Below are 20,378 nucleotides of genomic sequence, written 5' to 3'. Positions count from 1 at the left end.
CCTACAGAGGACCGCGATCGCCTGCATGATCGCGCCCCCTGTAGGAGCGGCCTTGTGTCGCGAAAGGGGCGCAAAGCGCCCCCGGCAATTTTGAATGGGACACCTCTGGTCGCCACATACAAAAACGCCCCGAGGTCATCGGGGCGTTTGCTGTTACAGACCTTCGCTACTGGAACAACGATTCACTGGAAAGGCCGTTCTTCTCGAGGATCTCACGCAAACGCTTGAGCCCCTCGACCTGTATCTGCCGTACCCGCTCACGGGTCAGGCCGATCTCCAGGCCGACATCTTCCAGGGTGCTGCTTTCATGCCCGCGCAGGCCAAAGCGGCGCACCACCACCTCACGCTGCTTGTCGGTCAACTCACCCAGCCATTGGTCGATGCTCTGCGACAGGTCGTCATCCTGCAGCAGTTCGCACGGGTCGGTCGGGCGGTCGTCGGTCAAGGTATCGAGCAGGGTCTTGTCCGAGTCCGGGCCGAGCGACACATCCACCGAAGACACCCGCTCGTTCAGGCCCAGCATGCGCTTGACCTCGGCGACCGGCTTCTCCAGCAGCGTGGCGATTTCTTCTGGCGAGGGTTCGTGGTCCAGTTTCTGGGTCAGCTCGCGCGCGGCGCGCAGGTAGACGTTCAGCTCCTTGACCACGTGGATCGGCAGGCGAATGGTGCGGGTCTGGTTCATGATCGCCCGCTCGATGGTCTGGCGAATCCACCAGGTCGCATAGGTCGAGAACCGGAAACCACGCTCCGGGTCGAACTTCTCGACTGCACGGATCAGGCCCAGGTTGCCCTCCTCGATCAGGTCGAGCAGCGACAGGCCGCGGTTCACGTAACGGCGGGCAATTTTTACAACCAGGCGCAGGTTGCTTTCGATCATGCGCTTGCGGCCGGCGGGGTCGCCCTTTTGCGACAGGCGCGCAAAGTGCACTTCCTCTTCCGGCGAAAGCAGAGGCGAGAATCCGATCTCGTTGAGATACAGCTGGGTGGCATCGAGCGCCCGGCTGTAATCGATGTACTTGTGTTGCTTGAGCGAAGAGCCCGACTTGGCCCTCGTCCGAACCGAAGATACAGCAGGTTCGTCTGACACCACATCCGTTTCCAAAACGATACCCGTCTCCATCAGAAGTAGGTCATCGTCGATGTCAAACTCCGGCACTTCTTTACTGAGAGCCATTGTTATAGTCCTTTGCTGAGTTCGAACTCAGACTCGAGCGGCACCTGTCTCCCTGGCAGCGCTGGAGCCTGTCCCCTCTACATCACAGGAACAGGCCGGGCCCAACGGTCAACGACGTGGCAGGAACTGGAGCGGATCGACGGGTTTGCCCTGGCGGCGAATTTCGAAATGCAGCTTCACCCGATCAGTGCCCGTGGACCCCATTTCAGCAATCGACTGCCCTGCCTTGACCTGCTGCCCCTCCCGAACCAACAGCCTGCGGTTATGGCCGTAGGCACTGACGTAGGTATCGCTGTGCTTGATGATGATCAGTTCGCCATAGCCCCTCAAGCCACTCCCGGCGTACACCACTGAACCATCAGACGCAGCAAAAACAGGCTGTCCCAAATCACCGGCGATATCAATGCCTTTATTCAAACTACCGTTTGAAGCGAATTTTCCAATCAGCACGCCATTGGCAGGCCAGGTCCAGCCACCTACTGCGCGCTCTGCGGCAGGCACCGTGGCAACCACCGGGGCGCTGCTGGAGGCTGTCGGCGTGGCCGGCCTGGTGGTGCTGGCAGGGGGTGTGCTGGTACTGCCCACAGGCCGCCGGATGACCGTGGTCTTGCTGGACGAAGACGGGCTGGACACCACCGTGGTACTGCCGGTAGAGCCGCTGCTGAAACGAATCGCTTGCCCCGGGCGAATGGTGTAAGGCGCCGCGATGCCGTTGCGCGCAGCCAGTTCCTTGTAGTCCCAGCCATAACGGAAGGCGATGGAGAACAGCGTATCGCCAGGCTTGACGATGTATTGCCCGGTGGTTACAGCCGGGCGCTTGGGCACGGTGTTATTGCGGTCGACCACCCGCGCGCTATTGCTGCTGGTGCTAGAGCAACCCACCAGTAGCGTGCCCATGGCCAGTGCAATCACCAGAAGCGTGAAACCCGACCCGTCCTTGCGCTGCCGAATGACTGTGTGACCCACCCGCGCTCCCCTCATGGTGCCGAAAACGATATGAAGACAAGAAATGCAATATTGTTGCAATTATAACCAAGCCCGCCCGCATTGGCAGGGTGGGTGAAAGACTGCTGCAAAGCCTTGGTGCACGCAGTGCGCTGGCGCTTCACCCCGCCAGATAGACAGGGCGTTGCCGCAAGAATTCGGTGCTGGCGCAAAAATATCGCGCGGCTCGAACCAGCCGTGTTCAGGCCAGCGGGCCGTTGAGCAGCGGTACGAAGCGCACGGCCCCCAGCACCCGGCGAGAGAATCCATGCTCCTCGCGCACGATCAGCATCAGCTGCTGGGTTTCACCGGCCGGCCCTACCGGGATCACCATACGGCCACCGGGTGCCAGCTGGTCAAGCAGTGCCTGCGGCACTTCCGGCGCCACGGCGGTGACGATGATGCCATTGTACGGCGCCAGCGCCGGCCAGCCTTCACAACCGTCGCCCCAGCGGAACACCACGTTACGCAGGTTCAGCTCCACCAGGCGCTCCTTGGCCCGGTCCTGCAGCACCTTGATGCGTTCCACCGAGAACACCCGCTCGACCAGCTGGGCCAGGATTGCCGTCTGGTAGCCCGAACCGGTGCCGATCTCCAGCACCTTGTCCAGCGGCCCGGCCTCGAGCAGCAGCTCGCTCATGTGGGCAACCATGAATGGTTGCGAGATGGTCTGGTTGTGGCCGATCGGCAGCGCAGTGTCTTCGTAGGCGCGATGCGCCAGCGCCTCGTCGACGAACAGATGGCGCGGGGTACGACGGATCACGTCGAGCACCTTGGTGTTCGATACGCCCTCCTCGCACAGGCGCTGGATCAGCCGCTCCCGGGTACGCTGGGAGGTCATGCCGATGCCACGCCGCAGCATATCGTCCTCGCGCATCAGAGCAGGCCCTCCAGCCAACCGTCGAGCTGCTCGAAGGCATCACTGAAGGTGCGGTCGAGCTGCAGCGGAGTGATCGATACATAGCCCTGCATCACCGCATGGAAGTCGGTACCCGGGCCACCGTCCTCGGCATCCCCGGCCACGGCGATCCAGTAGCCCTCCTTGCCGCGCGGGTTGACCACCTTGGTCGGCGCCGCCGCCCGCGCCCGGTGACCGAGGCGGGTGAGCTGAATGCCACGAATGTGCTCCAGCGGCAGGTTGGGGATGTTGACGTTGAGCACGGTGCGCGGCGGCAAGGCCAGACGCGACTGCGCCTCGACCAGGCGGCGGGCGATATGGGCCGCGGTCGGCAGGTTGTCCGGCTGGCGCGACAACAACGAAAACGCCAGCGAGGTGCCACCGAGAAAACGGCCTTCCAGCGCGGCCGCGACCGTGCCCGAATAGAGCACATCGTCGCCCAGGTTGGCACCGAGGTTGATCCCCGACACGACCATGTCCGGCGTCTGTGGCAACAGCCCATTGAGCCCCAGGTGCACGCAGTCGGTCGGCGTGCCGTTGAGGCTGATGAAGCCATTGGCCAAGGTCTGCGGGTGCAGTGGCCGGTCCAGCGTCAGCGAACTGCTGGCGCCGCTCTTGTCTTGATCCGGGGCAATAACCACGCACTCGGCGTAATCCGCCAGCGCAGCGTGCAGCGCGGCGATGCCGGGTGCGGTAACACCGTCGTCGTTCGAAATCAGAATACGCATGAGCTGTCCGTCTGCCCCGCCGACACCAGATCCACGACTTCGCGCACCACCACGGTGGCGAAGCATCCGGCCGGAAGGACGAATTCCAGTTGCAGGATATCAGGCTCGGGATAATGCCACGTAAGATCGCCAATAGGGAGCCGCAGAATGCGTCGTTCGTGATCCATGCCCGCCAAGGCCAGCCACTGGCAAAGTGCCGGCTGCCGTGCGGCGATCGCATCCTCTTGTTGCGCAGAACTTCCCGTAGCCGGCGAATCGCCTGCTCCCCACAGCGGGCCTGTCGGATGCAAGTCAAGGATCGCCAGCCGAGGATCGGAACATTCCGACTCCCCAGCAGGAAAGAAGCTACGACTGGTGGTGAACGCCAACAGGTCGCCCACCTGGGCACGCGCCCAGCTACCGTCGGCAACACGGGCGGCCAGCACCTGGTTGAACAGGTAGCTGCGCCCGGCCGAGAGCAACCGCGAACGCACGTTGCGCTGTTCGGGCAAGGCCTTGCGTGCGGCCCAATCGAGGGCGTCGTGAACGTTGCCGCCACCGTGACCGAAGCGCTGAGTGCCGAAATAATTCGGCACGCCGTGCTGCTTGAGCTGTTCCAGGCGCGCATCCACCGCCTGGTGATCGGCAGCCAGGGCAGTCAGGCGCAAGGTGAAGCCGTTGGCCGAATGCGCGCCACGCTGCAGCTTGCGCTGGTGGCGCACCTGCTTGAGCACACGCAGGCTGGCATCCTCGGCACGTGACAGGTCCGGGTCGGCCTTGCCTGGCAGGTGCAGGCTGAACCACTGGCGGGTCAGGGCCTGGCGGTCCTTGAGGCCGGCGTAGCTGATCGTGCGCACCGGCACCCCAGCGGCACGGGCCAGGCGGCGGGCCGCCTCCTCGGTGTTCAGGTCACGCTTCTCGACCCAAAGCCACAGGTGCTCGCCCTGGCCCGACAGCGGGATGTCCAGTACTTCGTCGACCTGGAAATCTTCGGCCACCGCCTTGAGGACGGCGGTACCCAGCGGTTCGCCCGATGCGCGCGGGCCCAGCAGTTCCAGTTCGGTCATGCTGGCAGCAGCAGGGCTACCGAATGCACGGCGATGCCCTCCTCGCGGCCGGTGAAGCCCAGCTTCTCGGTAGTGGTAGCCTTGACGTTGACCTGGTCGAGCTCGACCTGCAGGTCTTCGGCGATCAGCTTGCGCATGGTTTCGATGTGCGGGGCCATCTTCGGCGCCTGGGCGACGATGGTGGCGTCGATGTTGCCGACTTTCCAGCCCTTGGCCTGGACGATGCCGACCACATGGCGCAACAGCACGCGGCTGTCGGCGCCCTTGAACTGCGGGTCGGTGTCGGGAAAGTGCTTGCCGATGTCTCCCAGCGCTGCCGCGCCTAGCAAGGCATCGCTCAGGGCGTGCAGCAACACGTCGCCATCGGAGTGGGCCAGCAGGCCGTATTTGTGGGGGATACGCACCCCGCCCAGGGTAATGAAATCACCGTCGCAGAAACGGTGCACATCGTAGCCATGGCCAATACGCATAGAAAAACGCCCTGAATGAGTCAGGGCGTGATTCTACCTGCTTTTGAGGCATTGGGGCTGGGGTGATCGGCACAGCATTGTCTGCGCCTGTGAGATCGAGCGCCGCCCGCGCGGCGCTTCGCGGGTGTTCGCCTTGACACTTTCTGCGCTTGTGAAACCGAGCGCCGCCCGCGCGGCGCTTCGCGGGGCAAGCCCGCTCCCACATTTGTTGCAACGTGGCCATGTCTGTTGGAGAGGCGTTGCCCGCCTTGGTGCATGTCTTCAGACAGGTGGGGCGGCAACAATGCCCACCTCGAAATCCCGTCATGCCAACAAGGCTGACAACCATGGCCTCACAGACATGGCCACGTTGCAACAAATGTGGGAGCGGGCTTGTCCCGCGAAGCGCCGCGCGGGCGGCGCTCAATCTCACAGGCGCTGAAAACGCTATGCCTTACACCCGCCCCAGCGCCACCGCATGATGACGCAGGTGTTCCTCGATAAAGCTGGCGATGAAGTAGTAGCTGTGGTCATAGCCAGGCTGCAGACGCAGGGTCAGTTCATGCCCCCCTTTGCGTGCCGCCTGCTCCAGGGCTTCAGGCTTGAGCTGCTTCTCGAGGAAGTCGTCGCGGTCCCCCTGGTCCACCAGCAACGGCGGACATTCGCCGGCCGGGGTCTCGGCCAGCAGCACACTGGCATCCCACTCGCGCCAGCGCGCACGGTCTACACCCAGGTAGCGGCTGAAGGCTTTCTCGCCCCAAGGGCAATCCATCGGGTTGCTGATCGGCGAGAACGCCGACACCGAACGGTAGCGCCCCGGATTGCGCAAGGCGCACACCAGCGCGCCATGCCCGCCCATGGAGTGGCCGCTGATGCTGCGCTCGCCCGAAGCCGGGAAGTGCGCTTCGATCAACGCAGGCAACTCCTCCACCACATAGTCGTGCATGCGGTAGTGCTGGGCCCAGGGCTGCTGAGTGGCATTGAGATAGAAGCCGGCACCCAGGCCGAAGTCCCAGGCGCCGTCCGGGTCGCCCGGCACCTGCTCGCCACGCGGGCTGGTGTCGGGGGCGACGATGATCAACCCAAGCTCCGCGGCCAGGCGCTGGGCGCCGGCCTTCTGCATGAAGTTCTCGTCGGTGCAGGTGAGGCCGCTGAGCCAGTACAGCACCGGCAGCTTCTCGCCCTGTTCAGCCTGCGGCGGCAGGTAGACGGCGAACACCATGTCGCAGCCCAGCACCTTGGAGTGATGCCGGTAACGCTTGTGCCAGCCGCCGAAGCTCTTCTGGCAGGAGATGTTATCCAGGCTCATGGCAAACCTCAGAAGTGGATCACGCTGCGAATGCTCTTGCCTTCGTGCATCAGGTCGAAGGCCTTGTTGATGTCTTCCAGGCCCATGGTGTGGGTGATGAAGGTATCCAGCGGGATTTCGCCCTTCTCGGACATCTCCACGTAGCTTGGCAGCTCGCTGCGGCCACGTACGCCACCAAACGCCGAACCACGCCATACGCGGCCGGTGACCAGCTGGAACGGACGAGTGGCGATTTCCTGGCCGGCACCGGCCACGCCGATGATCACCGACTCACCCCAGCCCTTGTGGCAGCACTCCAGCGCGGCACGCATCAGTTGCACGTTGCCGATGCACTCGAAGGAGAAGTCCACACCGCCGTCGGTGAGGTCGACGATCACTTCCTGGATTGGGCGGTCGTAGTCTTTCGGGTTGATGCAGTCGGTGGCACCCAGCTGACGGGCGATTTCGAACTTGGCCGGGTTGATGTCGATGGCAATGATGCGCGACGCCTTGGCCTTGACCGCACCGATTACCGCAGACAGGCCGATGCCACCCAGGCCGAAGATGGCCACGGTGTCACCCGGCTTGACCTTGGCGGTGTTGAGCACTGCGCCAATACCAGTGGTGACGCCACAACCCAGCAGGCAGACCTTTTCCAGCGGCGCTTCTTTCTGGATCTTGGCCACGGAGATTTCCGGCAGCACGGTGTACTCGGAGAAAGTCGAGGTACCCATGTAGTGGAACAGCTGCTGGCCCTTGTAGGAGAAGCGCGTGGTGCCGTCCGGCATCAGGCCCTTGCCCTGGGTGGCGCGGATAGCCTGGCACAGGTTGGTCTTGCCCGAGAGGCAGAACTTGCACTTACCGCATTCCGGGGTGTACAGCGGAATGACGTGGTCACCGACGGCGACCGAGGTGACGCCCTCGCCTATCGCCTCGACGATCGCGCCACCTTCGTGGCCGAGGATCGACGGGAAAATGCCCTCCGGGTCGGCGCCCGACAGGGTATAGGCGTCGGTGTGGCAGACACCGCTGGCGACCACGCGCAGCAGCACTTCACCGGCCTTGGGCATGGCCACGTCGACTTCGACGATTTCCAGGGGTTTCTTGGCTTCGAAGGCTACGGCAGCACGGGACTTGATCATCAAAGGTCTCCAGACAGAGGGTCGATTCAGTCTGGCAGTGTAATTCACCGTCTTTTGATGAATAATCATGGCAAAGACAAAACATTATTGCCATGCAGGGATAATCAATGAGTAGCCGCTGGGAAGGCATCGACGAATTCGTCGCCGTGGCCGAGTCGGGCCAGTTCACCGCGGCCGCCGAGCGCCTGGGGGTTTCCTCGTCGCATATCAGCCGGCAGATTGCCCGCCTGGAGGAACGGTTGCAGACGCGCCTGCTGTATCGCAGCACCCGGCGGGTGACCCTGAGCGAGGCCGGGCAGACATTCCTGCAGCACTGCCAGCGCCTGCAGGATGGCCGCGAGGAAGCCCTGCGCGCCATGGGCGACCTGGCCAGCGAGCCCAAGGGGTTGCTGCGCATGACCTGCGCGGTGGCCTATGGCGAGCGCTTCATCGTGCCGCTGGTGACACGGTTCATGGCGCTGTACCCGCAGCTGCGGGTGGATGTGGAACTGAGCAACCACACCCTCGACCTGGTGCACGAAGGCATGGACCTGGCCATCCGCCTGGGCCGCTTGGCCGACTCGCGACTGGTGGCAACCCGCCTGGCGCCACGGCGCATGTACCTGTGCGCCTCGCCGGCTTACCTGGAACGTTATGGCCGGCCGCACAGCCTGTCGGAGCTGGCGCGGCACAATTGCCTAGTGGGCAGTTCGGACTTGTGGGCGCTGCAGCAAGACGGCCGCGAGATCAGCCAGCGAGTGCAGGGCAACTGGCGTTGCAACAGCGGGCAGGCGGTGCTGGACGCGGCGCTGCAGGGCATGGGGTTGTGCCAGCTGCCGGATTATTACGTGCTGGAGCACTTGAACAGTGGCGCGCTGGTGTCGTTGCTGGAGGCGCACCAGCCACCGAATACGGCGGTGTGGGCACTGTATCCACAACAGCGGCACCTGTCGCCGAAGGTGCGGCGGCTGGTGGATTACCTGAAGGAAGGGTTGGCGGGGTTGCCGGAGTATCGCTTGAACTGAAACCTCGTGCTGCCTGGTCTGACCTCTTCGCGGGTAAACCCGCTCCCACAGGTACAGCGCAAACCTGAAGGGATGTGCGATACCTGTGGGAGCGGGTTTACCCGCGAAAAGGCCGGCACAGGAGCAAGAAATTCAGCGGCGCCCTGCCCAGCGCTGGCGCAACCACTCCAGGTCTTCCGGCCGGGTCACCTTGATGTTGTCGCTGCGCCCTTCGACCAGCCGTGGCGCCTGGCCAGACCACTCGATGGCGGAGGACTCGTCGGTCACCAGCACATCCGACACCAGGCACTCGGCCAGCGCCCGATGCAAGGCCCCCAGGCGGAACATCTGCGGCGTATAGGCCTGCCAAATGGTGCTGCGGTCCACGGTGGCACCCACCCGGCCATCGGCATCGGCGCGTTTGAGGGTATCGCGCGCCGGCACCGCCAGCAGGCCACCCACCGGGTCGTCCGCCAGCTCCGACAACAGCTTGTCCAGGTCGCTGCGCGTCAGGTTTGGTCGCGCGGCATCATGCACCAGTACCCAGTCGCTGTCCGCCGCCCCTTGGGCATGCAGCATCAGCAAGGCATTGAGCACCGAGTCGGCACGTTCGCGGCCACCCGCTGCGCGCTGGATGCGTGGGTCGCTGGCGCAGCGCAGGCGAGGCCAGTACGGGTCATCTTCGGCAATGCTGACCACCACACCCTTGAGCATCGGGTGGCCGAGAAAACAGTCGAGGCTGTGCTCGAGAATGGTCTGCCCAGCCAGCTCCAGGTACTGCTTGGGGCGGTCGGCAGCCATGCGGGCGCCTACGCCCGCAGCAGGAATCACGGCCCAGAAGGCGGGTAACGTTTCGATCATTTCTGTGGCAACTGGAAGAGGGTTTCGCCCTCTTTGACCATTCCCAATTCGTGGCGAGCCCGCTCTTCAACGGTCTCCATGCCTTTTTTCAGTTCCAGCACTTCGGCATCGAGCACGCGATTGCGCTCGAGCAAGCGCTCGTTTTCGGCATGCTGCTCGGCAATCTGCTGCTTCAGCTCGGTCACTTGCGCCAGGCTGCCGTTACCCACCCACAGGCGGTACTGCAGGCCACCCAGTAGCAGGAGCAGGACGAGGAACAACCAATAGGGACTGCGCATCACGTTATCCAGATTAAAAAGGCTGCCCGGGTATTTTTACTTCGGGGCCTCGAATAGCACGAAGCCTGGCCGAGGCCAGGCTTCGTCGACAGAAACCTGTTGGAATGTAGGAAAGAACAGTACGAACGTTCCTACAACTCCGGCTGCTGTCTTTTTACCATCTCTTGCTTAGCCGCGAAACTCGGCACGACCGCGGTAAACCGCTTTGGCACCCAGTTGCTCTTCGATGCGCAGCAGCTGGTTGTACTTGGAAACGCGGTCGGAACGGCACAGCGAGCCAGTCTTGATCTGGCCAGCAGCGGTACCCACGGCCAGGTCGGCAATGGTCGAGTCTTCGGTTTCACCGGAACGGTGCGAAATCACCGCGGTGTAACCAGCAGCCTTGGCCATCTGGATGGCCTCCAGGGTTTCGGTCAGCGAGCCGATCTGGTTGAACTTGATCAGGATCGAGTTACCGATGCCCTTCTCGATGCCTTCCTTGAGGATCTTGGTGTTGGTCACGAACAGGTCATCGCCAACCAGCTGCACCTTGGTGCCGATCTTGTCGGTGAGGATCTTCCAGCCAGCCCAGTCGGACTCGTCCAGGCCGTCTTCGATCGAGATGATCGGGAAGCGCTCGGTCAGGCCTTTCAGGTACTCGGCGAAGCCTTCGGCGTCGAACGACTTGCCTTCGCCAGACAGGTTGTACTTGCCGTCTTCGTAGAACTCGGAAGCCGCGCAGTCCAGGGCCAGGGTCACGTCGGTGCCCAGCTTGTAGCCGGCTTTCTCGACGGCTTCGGCGATGGCGCCCAGGGCGTCTTCGTTGGAAGCCAGGTTAGGGGCGAAACCACCTTCGTCACCAACGGCGGTGTTCAGGCCACGGGCCTTCAGCACGGCTTTGAGGTGGTGGAAGATTTCAGTACCCATGCGCAGGCCGTCGGAGAAGGTCTTGGCGCCAACTGGCTGAACCATGAACTCCTGGATGTCGACGTTGTTGTCGGCGTGCTCGCCACCGTTGATGATGTTCATCATCGGTACCGGCATCGAGTACTGGCCCGGGGTGCCGTTCAGGTTGGCGATGTGCGCGTACAGCGGCAGGTCCTGGTCCTGAGCAGCGGCCTTGGCGGCAGCCAGGGAGACGGCGAGGATGGCGTTGGCGCCCAGCTTGGCCTTGTTCTCGGTACCGTCCAGTTCGATCATGGCGCGGTCCAGGCCCTTCTGGTCGGCAGGGTCCTTGCCCAGCAGCAGGTCACGGATCGGGCCGTTGATGTTGGCGACGGCCTTCAGCACGCCCTTGCCCAGGTAACGGCTCTTGTCGCCATCACGCAGCTCCAGCGCTTCGCGCGAGCCAGTGGAAGCACCGGACGGCGCGCAAGCGCTGCCGATGATGCCGTTGTCGAGCAGTACATCGGCTTCCACGGTGGGGTTGCCACGCGAATCGAGAACTTCACGACCTTTGATGTCGACGATTTTTGCCATTGTTGTAAGCACTCCAGAATTGACGAAAACAACTTAGCTTAGGAAATTCTTGCCGTTCACCGGGCGGACATGCAGTGGGCAGGCCGGGTGAAGGGAACCCCTGACCGGCTGGTCAGGGGTGGATCGGACGGTACTTTACCCGAGAATCGAGCTTTACGCGGTTTCTACCGTCGGAAAACTTTTCACCAGGTCGTCCAGTTGCTTGAGCTGGGCCAGGAACGGCTCCAGTTTGTCCAGGCGCAGGGCACATGGGCCATCGCACTTGGCATTGTCCGGATCGGGGTGGGCTTCGAGGAACAGCCCGGCCAGGCCCTGGCTCATGCCGGCCTTGGCCAGGTCGGTAACCTGGGCGCGGCGGCCACCGGCGGAATCGGCGCGACCACCCGGCATCTGCAGGGCGTGGGTCACGTCGAAGAACACCGGGTACTCGAACTGCTTCATGATGCCGAAGCCGAGCATGTCCACCACCAGGTTGTTGTAGCCGAAGCTCGAACCACGCTCGCAGAGGATCAACTGGTCGTTACCGGCCTCCTCGCACTTGGTCAGGATGTGCTTCATTTCCTGGGGTGCGAGGAACTGGGCCTTCTTGATGTTGATCACCGCGCCGGTCTTGGCCATGGCCACCACCAGGTCGGTCTGTCGCGACAGGAAGGCCGGCAGCTGGATGATGTCGCACACCTTGGCTACAGGCTCGGCCTGGTAGGGCTCGTGCACGTCGGTGATGACCGGCACGTTGAAGGTGCGCTTGATCTCTTCGAAGATCTTCAGCCCCTCTTCCATGCCCGGGCCACGGTACGAGGTTACCGACGAACGGTTGGCCTTGTCGAAGCTGGCCTTGAACACGTACGGGATACCGAGCTTCTCGGTCACCCGCACGTACTCCTCGCAGACCTTCATTGCCAGGTCACGGGACTCCAGGACGTTCATGCCGCCGAACAGGACGAACGGCTTGTCGTTGGCGATCTCGATGTTACCGACGCGAATGATCTTCTGGGTCATTGATCAGGCCTTGTTCTTCTGAGCCAGGGCTGCCTTGACGAAGCCGCTGAACAGCGGGTGGCCGTCACGCGGGGTCGAGGTGAATTCCGGGTGGAACTGGCAGGCGACGAACCATGGGTGGTCCTTGGACTCGACCACTTCCACCAGCGCACCGTCTTCGGAACGGCCAGAAACCACCAGGCCGGCGTCGACCAGTTGCGGCAGCAGGTTGTTGTTCACTTCGTAGCGGTGACGGTGACGCTCGGTGATCACGTCCTTGCCATAGCAGTCGTGCACCTTGGAACCGGCGGCCAGCTGGCAGTCCTGGGCGCCCAGGCGCATGGTGCCACCCAGGTCGGAGGCTTCGTTGCGGGTTTCGACGGCACCGGTGGCATCGGCCCACTCGGTGATCAGGCCGACTACCGGGTGGCCGCTGTTGCGGTCGAACTCGGTGGAGTTGGCGTCTTTCCAGCCCATCACGTTACGGGCGAATTCGATCACGGCCACCTGCATGCCCAGGCAGATACCCAGGTATGGCACCTTGTTCTCACGGGCGTATTGCACCGCGGTGATCTTGCCTTCCACGCCGCGCAGGCCGAAACCGCCCGGCACCAGGATGGCATCGGCGCCTTCGAGCAGGCTGGTGCCCTGGTTCTCGATGTCTTCCGAGTCGATGTAGCGCAGGTTGACCTTGGTGCGGTTGGTAATGCCGGCGTGGCTCATCGCTTCGATCAGCGACTTGTACGCATCCAGCAGCTCCATGTACTTGCCGACCATGGCGATGGTCACTTCGTGCTCGGGGTTGAGCTTGGCATCGACCACCTTGTCCCACTCGGACAGGTCGGCGCCATTGCACTGCAGGCCGAAACGCTCGACGACGAAGTCGTCCAGGCCCTGTGCGTGCAGCACGCCCGGGATCTTGTAGATGGTGTCGACGTCTTCCAGCGAAATCACCGCACGCTCTTCAACGTTGGTGAACAGCGCGATCTTGCGACGCGACGAGGCATCGACCGGGTGGTCGGAGCGGCAGATCAGCACGTCAGGCTGCAGACCGATGGAACGCAGTTCCTTCACCGAATGCTGGGTCGGCTTGGTCTTGGTCTCGCCAGCGGTGGCGATGTACGGGACCAGGGTCAGGTGCATCAGCATGGCGCGCTTGGAGCCCACTTCGACGCGCAGCTGGCGGATGGCCTCGAGGAACGGCTGCGACTCGATGTCACCCACGGTACCGCCGATTTCCACCAGGGCCACGTCGGCATCGCCGGCGCCCTTGATGATGCGACGCTTGATCTCGTCGGTGATGTGCGGGATGACCTGGATGGTCGCACCCAGGTAATCACCACGGCGCTCTTTACGCAGCACGTGCTCGTAGATGCGGCCGGTGGTGAAGTTGTTGTTCTGGGTCATGGTGGTGCGGATGAACCGCTCGTAGTGGCCCAGGTCGAGGTCGGTCTCGGCGCCATCGTGGGTGACGAACACTTCACCGTGCTGGAACGGGCTCATGGTGCCCGGATCGACGTTGATGTACGGATCCAGCTTGAGCATGGTGACCTTCAGGCCCCGCGCTTCCAGGATGGCCGCCAGGGAAGCCGAGGCAATGCCTTTCCCCAATGAAGAAACAACACCGCCCGTGACGAATATGTAGCGCGTCATGAAAAACCCTAGAAGTCTGCGTTAAGGCGGCCAGCGCCGCCGGAGAAAGCGAAGGAAGGCCGAAGCCCCCGATCACCTGCGTCAATCACAGTGCATCTCGAAAAACTGCCGCGTCTGTACAGACCAGGGGTATCCCCGGCATGGAGCTCGCTCGTCATTTTCAGAATCAGCCCAGCAAAAAACTGCTTGGTAATCGGCAACTACTGTGTTTTCGCGGAACCCACAGAAGCTGTATCAAGAAGGGAGGGTAGTCTACCCGAATGTACACTTCAGCTCAAACCTTGCGCGTTCGTCGGCAACTGCCAGCACAGCTGGCAATCAGCCTGCACCAGCCCGGGCAGGTTGGCCACCGCCAGCAGGCGCTCGCACTGGTACAGCAATGGCAGGCGCGGGCGCAGGAAATGCGGTACCTGCTGTTCGTTGAGCAGGCGCTTGAGGTCGCGTCGGCCGCGGCCGGGGACATCGAGCACTTCGCCGCCCTGGCGGTAGGCAATGCGCAAGCCGTCCAGCGGCGCTGCGCCAACAAGACGCACACTGCCGTTACCCGGCAACAACAAAGGCTCGGCGGGATCGGCCCAGGCCAGTTCGCCGACGGGCAGTTGCAGCCAGTCTCCGCTCAACCACCAGATACGCCCATGACTGCGCAGCAGTTGCCCATCGGCAAGGCGCCAGGCGGGCTGGGCATCGGCTGCAGCATCGCGCAGGTCCGCCCAGCCGGCCCAGTGCCGGGCATCGGGCAGGCGGGCCCGGCGGCTCAGCCAGTATTGCAGGGCATTGCGCTGACGGGCCGGCGACAGCGCCACCAGGGTAGCCAGGTCGAGGGAGTCCAGCCCCGGCCAGGCAACCGGCCCGCCCTCCTCCGCGAGCGCCAGGTCATCCTCGGCCAGCTCGTCCAGCAGGCCCTGGGCTTCGCCCAGATGCTCGGCGGCGCGGGCCAGGTTCTGGCTGGCCTGCGGCCAACGTTGCCGAAGTAGCGGAAACACCTCGCTGCGCAGGTAGTTGCGGGCAAATTGTGTGTCAGCGTTTGACGGATCTTCGATCCAGGCCAGCCCGTTGGCCTGGGCGTGGTCCTGCAGTTGCTGGCGAGAGCAGCCCAGCAACGGCCTGACCAGGCTGCCCTGCCCTAGCGCCCGCTGCCCCGGCATCGCTGCCAGGCCACGCAGGCCTGCACCGCGCAGCAGGCGGAACAGCAAGGTTTCGGCCTGGTCGTCGCCGTGCTGGCCGGTGAACAGGATGTCGCCTGGGCCCAACAGCTGGCGGAAGGCGGCATAGCGGGCGTCGCGGGCGGCCTGCTCGAGGCTGGCGCCGGGGCTGACCTGGACATGGATGACCTGAAGTTCGATGCCGAGATTGTCGCAGACGGTCTGGCAGTGGGCGGGCCACGCGTCAGCGGCGGATTGCAGGCCATGGTGGATGTGGATGGCGCGCAATGGAGGGGATGCGTGATTGCGGGCGCGGTCGGCCAGCAGGTGCAGGAGGACGGTGGAGTCGAGACCGCCGGAAAAGGCGATGTACCAGGCTGGGGCGTTGAGCCAGGGGGTGAGGTTGATCATCGAACCCGCACTCCATTCGAGAATGCGTTCGCGGGTGAACCCGCTCCCACAGGGATCGCGCCGTTCCAGAGGGCTGCGCAGTACCTGTGGGAGCGGGTTCACCCGCGAACACCGGCGAAGCCGGTGCCATTCATCTCGCTATCAGAGGCCGTAGCTCATCAGGCGATCGTAACGGCGGGCCAGCAGCGCGTCATGGTCGAGCTTGCCGAGCATGTCCAGCTGCTGTACCAGGTCGGCACGGATGCTTTCCGACATCTTCGCCGGGTCACGGTGGGCGCCGCCCAGCGGCTCCTGAATGACCTTGTCGACAATGTTCAGGCTCTTCAGGCGCTCGGCAGTGATGCCCATGGCCTCGGCTGCGTCGGCTGCCTTGTCGGCAGTCTTCCACAGGATCGAGGCGCAGCCTTCCGGCGAGATCACCGAGTAGGTGGAGTACTGCAGCATGTTCAACTGGTCGCACACGCCGATGGCCAGCGCACCGCCGGAACCACCCTCACCGATTACAGTGGCGATGATCGGGGTTTTCAGGCGCGCCATCACGCGCAGGTTCCAGGCGATGGCCTCGCTCTGGTTGCGTTCTTCGGCGTCGATGCCCGGGTAGGCGCCCGGGGTGTCGATGAAGGTCAGGATCGGCATCTTGAAGCGCTCGGCCATTTCCATCAGGCGGCAGGCCTTGCGGTAGCCCTCTGGGCGCGGCATGCCGAAGTTGCGGCGTACCTTCTCGCGCACTTCACGGCCCTTCTGGTGGCCGATGACCATGACCGGCTTGCCGTCCAGGCGCGCGGTACCACCGACGATGGCAGCGTCGTCGGAGAAGTGACGGTCACCATGCAGCTCTTCGAACTCGGTGAAGATGTGCTCCAGGTAGTCCAGGGTGTAAGGACGACGCGGGTGACGAGCCAGGCGGGCGATCTGCCAGCTGGTCAGGTTGCCGAAGATGCTTTCGGTCAGGGTGTTGCTCTTGTCTTGCAGACGGGCAATTTCATCGCTGATGTTCAGCGAGTTGTCGTTGCCTACCAGGCGCAGGCCTTCGATCTTGGCTTGCAGGTCGGCAATCGGCTGTTCGAAATCGAGAAAATTCGGGTTCATAGTCATCCGTCTTGGGTCTACGGCCAGGCGGCCGGCCGGTTGATCCGTTTGGCGCCCTACCTTAAGGGATCAGGCGCATTCAGGTCGAGATTAAATTTTTTGTCGGTTCAACGATATTGCAGGAAGACGTTCTCACGCCCGAACTGGTCACGCAGCGCCTGAATCAGCCCATCGGCCGGGTCGATCGCCCACTGCTCGCCGAACTGCAGCATGGCCTTGGCGTCGCTGCCGGTGTACTCGAGGGTGATCGGGCAGGCGCCGCGGTGGCGGGTAATCAGTTCGCCCAGCCACTTCAGCCGGTCGCCCTTGAGCGCTTCGTGTGCCACCTTCAGGCGCAGGCTTTCGGCCAGCTTGGTGCGCGCATCCTCCATGGTCATCACCTGCTTCACCCGCAGGCGCAGGCCACCGGAGAAATCATCGTTGCTGACCTCGCCTTCGACAACCACCATGGCATCGGTCTGCAGCAAGGACTGTGCCGCCAAGAAGGCATCGGCAAACAGCGACGCCTCGATGCGCCCGGAACGGTCGTCCAGGGTGACGAAGCCCATCTTGTCGCCCTTCTTGTTCTTCATCACCCGCAGGGCAATGATCATGCCGGCGATGGTCTGGGTCTCGCGTGACGGCTTGAGGTCGATGATGCGCTGGCGGGCAAAGCGGCGAATCTCGGTCTCGTACTCGTCGATCGGGTGGCCGGTGAGGTACAGGCCAAGGGTGTCCTTCTCGCCCTTCAGGCGTTCCTTGAGGGTGAGTTCGCGCACCTTGCGGTGGTTGGCGTAGACGTCGGCATCCGCCTCTTCGAACATGCCGCCGAACAGGTCGACGTGGCCACTGTCAGCGGTGTGGGCAGCCTGCTCGGCAGACTTGATGGCCTCGCCCAGCGCCGAGAGCAAGGTTGCCCGGTTGATGTCGATGTTGGCCTGGTAGGCCTTGATCTCGTCATGGAAGTGCGGGCCCAGACGATCCAGCGCGCCGCTGCGGATCAGTGCGTCGAGGGTACGCTTGTTGACCCGCTTGAGGTCGATGCGCTCACAGAAATCGAACAGGTCCTTGAACGGGCCACCCTGCGCGCGGGCCTCGACGATGGCCTCCACCGGGCCTTCGCCGACGCCCTTGATGGCGCCCAGGCCATAGACGATGCGCCCGTCATTGTTCACGGTGAACTTGAAGTCGGAGAAGTTCACGTCCGGCGCGTCGAGGCGCAGCTTCATGTTGCGCACTTCTTCGACCAGCACCACCACCTTGTCGGTGTTGTGCATATCCGCCGACAACACAGCAGCCATGAACGCCGCCGGGTGGTGGGTTTTCAGCCAGGCAGTCTGGTACGACACCAGGCCATAGGCGGCGGAGTGGGATTTGTTGAAGCCGTAACCGGCGAACTTTTCTACCAGGTCGAAGATGTTACCGGCCAGCTCTGCATCGATATTGTTGTTGGCACAACCTTCGATGAAACCACCCCGCTGCTTGGCCATCTCCTCGGGCTTCTTCTTACCCATCGCACGGCGCAGCATGTCAGCGCCACCGAGGGTGTAGCCAGCCATTACCTGGGCGATCTGCATCACCTGTTCCTGGTACAGGATGATGCCGTAGGTCGGTGCCAGCACCGGCTTCAGGCCTTCGTACTGGTAGTCAGGGTGAGGGTAGGCGAGCTCGGCGCGGCCGTGCTTGCGGTTGATGAAGTCGTCCACCATGCCCGACTGCAGCGGGCCTGGGCGGAACAGCGCCACCAGTGCGATAAGGTCTTCCAGGCAGTCGGGCTTGAGCTTCTTGATCAGCTCTTTCATGCCCCGCGATTCAAGCTGGAACACCGCCGTGGTTTCGGCCTTCTGCAACAGCTCGTAGGTCTTGCGGTCGTCCAGCGGGATGAAGTCGATGTTTACATCGGGCAGGTTCTTCTTGGCCTGCTCGCGGTTGATGATCTCCATCGCCCACTTGATGATGGTCAGGGTGCGCAGGCCGAGGAAGTCGAACTTCACCAGGCCGGCAGCCTCGACGTCATCCTTGTCGAACTGGGTTACCAGGCCGCCGCCCTCTTCGTCACAGGCGATCGGCGAAAAGTCGGTGAGCTTGGTCGGGGCGATGACCACGCCACCGGCGTGCTTGCCGGTACCGCGGGTCACGCCCTCGAGCTTCAGGGCCATGTCCCAGATTTCGCGGGCGTCTTCGTCACCCTTGAGGAAGTCGCGCAGGATCTCTTCCTGCTCGTAGGCCTTCTCCAGGGTCATGCCCACTTCGAACGGGATCATCTTCGACAGACGGTCGGCCAGGCCGTAGGATTTGCCCTGGACCCGCGCCACGTCTCGCACCACCGCCTTCGCCGCCATGGTACCGAAGGTGATGATCTGGCTGACCGCGTTACGGCCATAGGCTTCGGCCACATAGTCGATCACCCGGTCCCGGCCATCCATGCAGAAGTCGACGTCGAAGTCGGGCATGGAAATACGTTCAGGGTTGAGGAAACGCTCGAACAGCAGGTCGTAGGCCAGCGGGTCGAGGTCGGTAATCTTCAGCACGTAGGCCACCAGCGAGCCGGCACCCGACCCTCGGCCCGGGCCGACCGGCACGCCGTTGTTCTTGGCCCACTTGATGAAGTCCATGACGATCAGGAAGTAACCGGGGAAACCCATCTGGATGATGATGTCCAGCTCGAACTTCAGGCGGTCGAGATAGACCTGGCGCTTCTCTTCGTAATCGGGCGTGGTCTCTTTCGGCCACAGCACTGCCAGGCGCTCTTCCAGGCCTTCGTGGGACACATGCCGCAGGTAATCATCAATGCCCATGCCGTTGGGCGTGGGGAAGTCGGGCAGGAAATACTTGCCCAGCTGCACCTGGATGTTGCAGCGCTTGGCGATCTCGACGGTGTTGGCGATGGCGTCGGGCAGGTCGCTGAACAGCTCGGTCATTTCCTCGGCCGACTTCAGATACTGCTGGTCGCTGTACATCCTTGGCCGGCGCGGGTCGTCGAGGGTCCAGCCCTCACCGATGCACACGCGGGTTTCGTGAGCATCGAAGTCCGACTGCTTGATGAAGCGCACATCGTTGGTTGCCACCAGCGGAGCGCCGAGCTTGTCGGCCAACGCCACGGCGGCGTGCACGTACTCCTCGTCGCGGGCGCGGTTGGTGCGCTGCACTTCGACATAGAAGCGCTCGGGGAACATGCCCATCCAGTCTCGCAGCAGGGCCTCGGCCTCATCGCCCTTGCCGGCCAGCAAGGCCATGCCGATGTCCCCTTCCTTGCCTGCGGACAGGGCGATCAGGCCCTCGCTGGCGGGGGCGATCCAGTCACGCTGGAGGATGACCAGGCCGTTGCGCTGGCCGTCGGTCCAGCCGCGCGAGATCAGCTCGGTGAGGTTGCGGTAGCCCTTGGGGTTCATGGCCAGGAAGCAGATACGCGACAGCGGTGCTTCCGGATCGGCAGCGGCCAGCCACAGGTCGGCGCCGCAGATCGGCTTGATGCCGGCGCCCATGGCGGTCTTGTAGAACTTTACCAGCGAGCACATGTTGCTCTGGTCGGTGATCGCCACCGCCGGCATGTTCATCCCGGCCAGTGCCTTGGCCAGCGGCTTGATCCGCACCAGGCCGTCGACCAGCGAGAATTCGGAGTGGACGCGCAGGTGAACGAAGGGAACCGACATGGAAGATCCTGTAGCAGTGCTGAACGACAAGGGCGGGATTGTAGCTTAAATGCGAGGGGGTTTTGGGGCTGCTTTGCAGCCCATCGCCGGCAAGCCAGCTCCCACAGGGACCGCGTAGCTGTCAGGGATTGTACGATCCATGTGGGAGCTGGCTTGCCGGCGATGGGCCGCAAAGCGGCCCCCA

General features: G+C 63.3%; 17 protein-coding genes. 1 reads left to right on the top strand and 16 read right to left on the bottom strand.

Annotation, left to right across the window (positions count from 1 at the left end; all coding sequences use genetic code 11):
• Positions 1 to 166 precede the first annotated feature (166 nt).
• From rpoS to R9B85_RS18435, 8 genes are all read right to left on the bottom strand, one after another.
• Positions 167 to 1,174, bottom strand: coding sequence for an RNA polymerase sigma factor RpoS (gene rpoS, locus R9B85_RS18470; RefSeq protein WP_013971277.1), 1,008 nt, complete (start codon positions 1,172 to 1,174; stop codon positions 167 to 169).
• A gap of 108 nt (positions 1,175 to 1,282) precedes the next feature.
• Entirely contained in the window at positions 1,283 to 2,140 is an 858-nt protein-coding gene (locus R9B85_RS18465; protein WP_112251071.1) for a peptidoglycan DD-metalloendopeptidase family protein, read from the bottom strand.
• Positions 2,141 to 2,360: 220 nt separating this feature from the next.
• On the bottom strand, positions 2,361 to 2,999 hold the full coding sequence (locus tag R9B85_RS18460; RefSeq protein ID WP_015269209.1) for a protein-L-isoaspartate(D-aspartate) O-methyltransferase: 639 nt from the start codon (positions 2,997 to 2,999) through the stop codon (positions 2,361 to 2,363).
• 35 nt (positions 3,000 to 3,034) lie between these two features.
• Entirely contained in the window at positions 3,035 to 3,784 is a 750-nt protein-coding gene (gene surE, locus R9B85_RS18455; RefSeq protein ID WP_085626450.1) for a 5'/3'-nucleotidase SurE, read from the bottom strand.
• Positions 3,772 to 4,830 (bottom strand): tRNA pseudouridine(13) synthase TruD, encoded by a 1,059-nt coding sequence (truD, locus tag R9B85_RS18450; RefSeq protein WP_215520366.1) that lies wholly within the window; start codon positions 4,828 to 4,830, stop codon positions 3,772 to 3,774. The genes surE and truD overlap by 13 nt, the downstream gene beginning before the upstream one ends.
• The gene (gene ispF, locus R9B85_RS18445; protein WP_015269207.1) at positions 4,827 to 5,300 is read right to left on the bottom strand and encodes a 2-C-methyl-D-erythritol 2,4-cyclodiphosphate synthase; all 474 of its coding nucleotides are present in this window, start codon (positions 5,298 to 5,300) and stop codon (positions 4,827 to 4,829) included. The genes truD and ispF overlap by 4 nt, the downstream gene beginning before the upstream one ends.
• Positions 5,301 to 5,733: 433 nt before the next feature.
• A complete protein-coding gene (gene fghA / locus R9B85_RS18440) occupies positions 5,734 to 6,588 on the bottom strand; it encodes an S-formylglutathione hydrolase (RefSeq protein WP_423770426.1) in 855 nt (284 codons plus the stop codon).
• An 8-nt stretch (positions 6,589 to 6,596) separates the two neighbouring features.
• Positions 6,597 to 7,709: an S-(hydroxymethyl)glutathione dehydrogenase/class III alcohol dehydrogenase gene (locus tag R9B85_RS18435; protein ID WP_039614790.1), complete on the bottom strand. Its 1,113-nt coding sequence runs from the start codon at positions 7,707 to 7,709 to the stop codon at positions 6,597 to 6,599.
• Positions 7,710 to 7,816: 107 nt separating this feature from the next.
• Between R9B85_RS18435 and R9B85_RS18430 the strand changes: the two genes are divergently transcribed.
• On the top strand, positions 7,817 to 8,713 hold the full coding sequence (locus R9B85_RS18430) for a LysR substrate-binding domain-containing protein (protein WP_015269205.1): 897 nt from the start codon (positions 7,817 to 7,819) through the stop codon (positions 8,711 to 8,713).
• 132 nt (positions 8,714 to 8,845) lie between these two features.
• Here the strand turns inward: R9B85_RS18430 and ispD are convergent, their stop codons facing one another.
• From ispD to dnaE, 8 genes are all read right to left on the bottom strand, one after another.
• Positions 8,846 to 9,553 carry a 2-C-methyl-D-erythritol 4-phosphate cytidylyltransferase gene (gene ispD, locus R9B85_RS18425; protein WP_112251067.1) on the bottom strand — a complete coding sequence of 236 codons (708 nt, stop codon included), beginning with the start codon at positions 9,551 to 9,553 and terminating at the stop codon, positions 8,846 to 8,848.
• On the bottom strand, positions 9,550 to 9,831 hold the full coding sequence (ftsB, locus tag R9B85_RS18420) for a cell division protein FtsB (RefSeq protein WP_004375443.1): 282 nt from the start codon (positions 9,829 to 9,831) through the stop codon (positions 9,550 to 9,552). The genes ispD and ftsB overlap by 4 nt, the downstream gene beginning before the upstream one ends.
• A gap of 168 nt (positions 9,832 to 9,999) precedes the next feature.
• Positions 10,000 to 11,289, bottom strand: a complete 1,290-nt coding sequence (gene eno / locus R9B85_RS18415; protein WP_025337986.1) for a phosphopyruvate hydratase — start codon at positions 11,287 to 11,289, stop codon at positions 10,000 to 10,002.
• 153 nt (positions 11,290 to 11,442) lie between these two features.
• Positions 11,443 to 12,288: a 3-deoxy-8-phosphooctulonate synthase gene (kdsA, locus tag R9B85_RS18410; RefSeq protein WP_025337985.1), complete on the bottom strand. Its 846-nt coding sequence runs from the start codon at positions 12,286 to 12,288 to the stop codon at positions 11,443 to 11,445.
• 3 nt (positions 12,289 to 12,291) lie between these two features.
• The gene (locus R9B85_RS18405; protein WP_112251065.1) at positions 12,292 to 13,920 is read right to left on the bottom strand and encodes a CTP synthase; all 1,629 of its coding nucleotides are present in this window, start codon (positions 13,918 to 13,920) and stop codon (positions 12,292 to 12,294) included.
• Positions 13,921 to 14,189: 269 nt separating this feature from the next.
• Positions 14,190 to 15,473 carry a tRNA lysidine(34) synthetase TilS gene (gene tilS / locus R9B85_RS18400; RefSeq protein ID WP_423770425.1) on the bottom strand — a complete coding sequence of 428 codons (1,284 nt, stop codon included), beginning with the start codon at positions 15,471 to 15,473 and terminating at the stop codon, positions 14,190 to 14,192.
• A gap of 141 nt (positions 15,474 to 15,614) precedes the next feature.
• A complete protein-coding gene (accA, locus tag R9B85_RS18395; RefSeq protein ID WP_015269200.1) occupies positions 15,615 to 16,562 on the bottom strand; it encodes an acetyl-CoA carboxylase carboxyl transferase subunit alpha in 948 nt (315 codons plus the stop codon).
• A gap of 107 nt (positions 16,563 to 16,669) precedes the next feature.
• Entirely contained in the window at positions 16,670 to 20,194 is a 3,525-nt protein-coding gene (gene dnaE, locus R9B85_RS18390) for a DNA polymerase III subunit alpha (RefSeq protein WP_112251061.1), read from the bottom strand.
• Between the last annotated feature and the right edge of the window lie 184 nt (positions 20,195 to 20,378).

This window comes from Pseudomonas sp. NLJ1, assembly GCF_049486705.1.
Classification (GTDB): domain Bacteria; phylum Pseudomonadota; class Gammaproteobacteria; order Pseudomonadales; family Pseudomonadaceae; genus Aquipseudomonas; species Aquipseudomonas inefficax.
The sequence above is the reverse complement of the archived record's forward strand: the minus strand, read 5'-3'. Positions and strand labels throughout refer to the sequence as shown.